General features: G+C 62.0%; 3 protein-coding genes. 2 read left to right on the forward strand and 1 reads right to left on the reverse strand.

Annotated elements, in window-relative coordinates; translation table 11 throughout:
* Positions 1-149: 149 nt before the first annotated feature.
* A complete protein-coding gene (locus NX778_RS24475; RefSeq protein ID WP_258814432.1) occupies positions 150-2564 on the reverse strand; it encodes a penicillin acylase family protein in 2415 nt (804 codons plus the stop codon).
* An 82-nt stretch (positions 2565-2646) separates the two neighbouring features.
* Between NX778_RS24475 and NX778_RS24480 the strand changes: the two genes are divergently transcribed.
* Both NX778_RS24480 and NX778_RS24485 read left to right on the forward strand, forming a co-directional pair.
* A complete protein-coding gene (locus NX778_RS24480; protein WP_258814434.1) occupies positions 2647-3195 on the forward strand; it encodes a DUF6328 family protein in 549 nt (182 codons plus the stop codon).
* A gap of 167 nt (positions 3196-3362) precedes the next feature.
* On the forward strand, positions 3363-4532 hold the full coding sequence (locus NX778_RS24485; protein WP_258814433.1) for a zinc dependent phospholipase C family protein: 1170 nt from the start codon (positions 3363-3365) through the stop codon (positions 4530-4532).
* The last annotated feature ends 8 nt before the right edge of the window (positions 4533-4540 follow it).

The following is a 4540-nucleotide window of genomic DNA, read 5'->3' on the forward strand; positions in this document are numbered from 1 at the left end:
TGAGATTATGCTAGATTTCGCAGAACTCGTCAACTTCTTTTTCTTGCGTCCCCCGCTGCTTCTTCTTGTTGAACTGCGTCGCTGCGAGGGACCAGAACTATAGCAAACGCAGGGCTTCCCCGCAAGGAGTACTGTTGTGCTCGCGCGACCTATTCGCTGAGTATGCGCACGGCGTAATGCGCATCCCGCTTGATCGCCTCGCGGCTGAAGGGCAACACCGGCCATTGCTTATCCGAGAACAGCTTCACCTGGTCGGCGTACCAGGGCGACTTCGGATCCGTCGATTGTCCGTAGACCAGCATCGCATGCGCCACCGGCCCGTCATCATTGAAGGTCACCGCCTGCACATAGCTCGTGCCCCATGCAACATTGCGATAACCCGCGGCGCCTAGTTGGCTGACCATATGGATGGAATTGTAGGAGCCATCGATATCACCGATCGCGCCGTGCACGGGCACGCGCACGCCATTGCGGATATCTCCTTGGAAATCGCCCAGCCGCGCGTTCAGCGGAACCTTCATGCCCTGCAGCTCTTTCGTCGCCTGCTTGAGCGCGGCGAACATGGCCGGCATCGCGGTGGGCGCCACCCCGCTTGGCGTATTCACGGGATCAGTGGGATCGAAGGGCTTGCCCCACTTGTTTGGAATCTTGCTGGCGATATTCCAGAACTCGCGGAACAGCACCGCACCCCGGCTGTCCAGCTCGGCGTGACGGTCCCAGACCGCCAAAGCCTTGCAGGCCGACTGCACCGCGGCGTCACCTTGCCCTTTGCACGCCAGCAGCAGCTGCGGCAATACAAGCTCGGCCGCATGCACGCGGTTCGCAAAGGCCAGGCGCTGCACATCGTCGATCTTGAATCGCCGGTGTTGCGCCAACTCGTCCTGCAGCTGGCTGAAGCCGACACGCGTCCGCAGTTTTTGCTCGACCCCAGTCTTTCCGTACAGCGGAGAAAAACCATACGGCGCCGGCCCGGCCATCAGCGCGCGCGCATTGGTGAGCCAATAGCTGTCGTTGGAATTGCCGACGTAGTCCGACCGGATCATCCAGGGCCCGCCATCCGGCGCCTGTATCCCTTCCGGCGCGCCGCCGTCCCTGCCCCAGCCACACTCGCTGCGTGACCCATCGAAGGTCAGCAGGGGCGGCACCAGCATGCAATCGGACTTGAATTTGTCAGCGCCCACACGCGGCACAACACTCGCATCCGCGTAGAGCGTGTCGCCGCTCCGATCAGCGGCAATCGTGTTCACCCAGGGCAGGCCGACTATCTTGTCCAGCGAGGCCTTGAGCTCGTGCACGCTGTGCGCGCTGCCGATGCCAATCCATTGATCGATCAGGCGAGTGTTGTTGCGGTTCGGATCGGCCAGCACGGTGACGGCGCTTGCGCTCCACACCATGCCCGCATCCGGCTTGACCATCACCGCGCCCTGCTTGCTGAAGTAGAAGGTCTTACTCCGCGACGCGTATGTGCCGTCCGGCTGCAGGACGTCGACCGTGACTTTCCGCGACGTCATCTTCACGGGCTTGCCGTCCATGAAGTAAGTCGTGCGCGTCGGATCGGCGGGATCGAGCTTGAGGCGGAAGCTGGTGAAGTGCACGGCGGTGGTTACCGTATGCGTCCACGCCACATCATGGTTGAAGCCAATCACGACCAGCGGTATGCCACCCAGGATCACGCCCATCGCGTCGTACCGGCCCGGCACCGTCATGTGCGCCTGGTAGAAACGGTCGGTGCTGGTCCAGGGGTAGTGCGGATTGCCAAGCAGGATGCCGCGCCCGCTGTCGGTGAGCTCCTTGCCGAGCGCGAGCGCATTGCTGCCGAGCTTGGAACTGCTCAGTTCGTCGAGTCGCTGGCGCATGAAGGTGGTATCGGCCAGGCGGCTCCCGGTCCCGCTGGCCGCTTCCGGTTTCACCGCCCCGTCGACCGCGCCGGCGACAATCTCCGCAGCGAATACCTCGCCGGATGCATGCAGAGCCTTTTCTGCAATGACGAGGTAGAGATCTTCGGCAGTGATGGGCCGCACCCATGCCGCCTTATTGCACGCCGCCGGGTAATGGCCGGCGTTATCTTTCAGGAAGCGGTTGTAGCCGGCCGCGTAGCCCGCGAGCAGGTCGCGCGCTTCTTGTGATGCGGCCGCGTAGCCGGCCTTTAACTCGGCCAGGTCGAGATAGCCCTTGAAGAAGAAGTCGCTGTCCTCGTTACGTAAATGAATGAAGTCGCTGGCCGCGCCGTATTCGTCGCCAACCCGCTGCGTTGCGTGTGCATCGCCGCCGAAAAAGCGCGAACGCTCGCCCTGCACGGTCAGCAGGCTGTCGGCAAACATGCACAGGTTGTCCTCCGCATACGCGTACGCGATGCCATAGCCCAACGCGCCGAAGTCATCCGCGCGGACGTGCACGACGCCATGCGATGTGCGCGCAAGCTCGACGTTGACGGCGTGCCGCGCCGGCATGGCCGGGCTGCCTTCCGCCTGTTGCGAGCAGGCCGACAGCACGGCGGTTATCGACAAGAGCATCGATGCGGCGAGCAGCCTGCATATGGCGGCGAAGGGGGTTGCGTGCTTCATCAAGCGGGCTCCTGCGGAAAGTGAAAGGAAGATGTCAAACATCCCGCGATGATGCCCGCCGCCGGCCCCGGAGCTTTTGACGGTGCTCAACCGAGCTCGCCACGCCGCCGAGCGATTTCAACTGTGCGCTATTGAAGGAGCCATTGTTTTTGCATACCGTGCCAGCATGGAAAAACAAAAGACCGAGCTCGAAAAACTCGACGAAGAAATGCGAAACATCGTCGAGGAAGCGCGCGTCATCGTTCCCGGCATACAAGCCCGGTTCGGCTTCCAGACCATCGCCGTCTTCAACGACCGCTTCGCCGATCTCGAAACCTTTGCCAGGGCCCGCCATACGCTCGGGCTGGGTATGGTGGTGATCGCGATCGCGATGCTGATGACGCCGCCAATCGACTACCGCGCCTGCGCCGGCCACCCGTCGCGCCGCATGGCCCGGGTAGCTTCGCTGATGATTCGGGGCTGCCTGGTGCCGCTCGCGCTCGGCCTGTCGCTCGACATGTTCACGGTCCTGTTTGTGGTGAGCAAGAGCGTGGTGCTCAGCATTTGCGCCGCGGCAGCGACACTGCTCCAGCTTGCCGGACTGTGGTGCGCCGTGCCGGCGACGGAAGGCAAGCACAATCCGGGGCAGTGACGCGATCGTACAATCGAAATGCGCAATGTGTGACGCCGAACAGAAGACGACCATTGCCCGCGGTACAGTCCTGTCGAGCCGCAGTTTTATCGAACTGGGCGGCATTAGCTGACAAGGCGCCGTTATTGGGGGGGGCGCCCGCCGGCGAGTGCCGCTCAGTCCAACACGTGGTGCTGGACGAAATGGCTCTACCAGCAAGCGTGGAGGTGCGTCCCAGCCGCAGGCGGGACGGAAAAACCTCGGCAGATATCGTGTTCTGCCGAGGTTTTTGTTACTTCTGCGCCCGCCGCCCCGGCTTGTCACTCACCTGTCAAAAATCCTGTCTAGCATTGGCGCCAGCAGTCGAGAAGGGAAGTTCCCAACACTTTTCTCCATCGAATATGCCGGGCGCCTACGCACACATTACCTTAGTCAATCTCGCGAAAGAACCTGAACGATTAGAGGCCGCAAGCGTTCCCGTCGCCGCCGTCGACGCCATACGGTCTCACTTTCGATGTTGTGAATTGGGTGCCCTCAGTCCCGACTATCCATATTTGCAGCTGCGCAGCGCCCAGTCGAAACGCTGGGCGGATCTATTTCACTGCGAGCAAACCGGCGAGCCCATTCGGCTTGGAATACGCCTGGCGCGCACGATGCAATCCGAGCAGCAAGCGGCGCTCGTCGCGTGGCTGATGGGGTATGCCGCGCACATCGTCGCGGACCTCACGATTCATCCGGTTATTGAGATGCGCGTGAGTGCTTCGGCCTTCAATGCGATGGCACACCGGCGCTGCGAGCTGCACCAGGATGCCTATATTTTCCAACGCTTGCATCCCGATGAAAGCGCGCGGGCCAGGCATCTGGGCAGCGGTGTTCTGGACCGGACGATCATCAATTCCTGGCACCGGATCCTGTCCGAATGCCATCCCGAAGAATATCGCCGCAACCGTCCGGACATCGACGCCTGGCATTCCGGTTTCAAGTGGGCAGTGGATGCCGCGGAAACCGGTAGCAGGATGCCGCGCCTTGCACGAAGCGTCGCGGTCAATTGCGGACTGGCCTATCCGACCATCGACAGCATTGACGCATCATTCATCAGGAAGCTCGACACGCCTGACGGGCGGATGGATTACGACGAGCTTTTCGACAAGGCGCTGGCGAATATCGGCGCCATGTGGCGCGCAATCGGACAGGCGGTGTTTGAAGACTGCGTAGTCCGCGAGGCGGTGATCGGCGACTGGAACCTCAACACCGGAATGAACGAACGCGGAATGTATGCGTTCTGGCCGAACCAACCGCCAAGGCCGGCTTTTCACAGGCCAGCGGAAGCGCCGGCGGTATCTGCCGGGCTGGCGTAGAAACGTAG

This window comes from Massilia terrae (assembly GCF_024753145.1).
Lineage (GTDB): Bacteria > Pseudomonadota > Gammaproteobacteria > Burkholderiales > Burkholderiaceae_D > Telluria > Telluria terrae.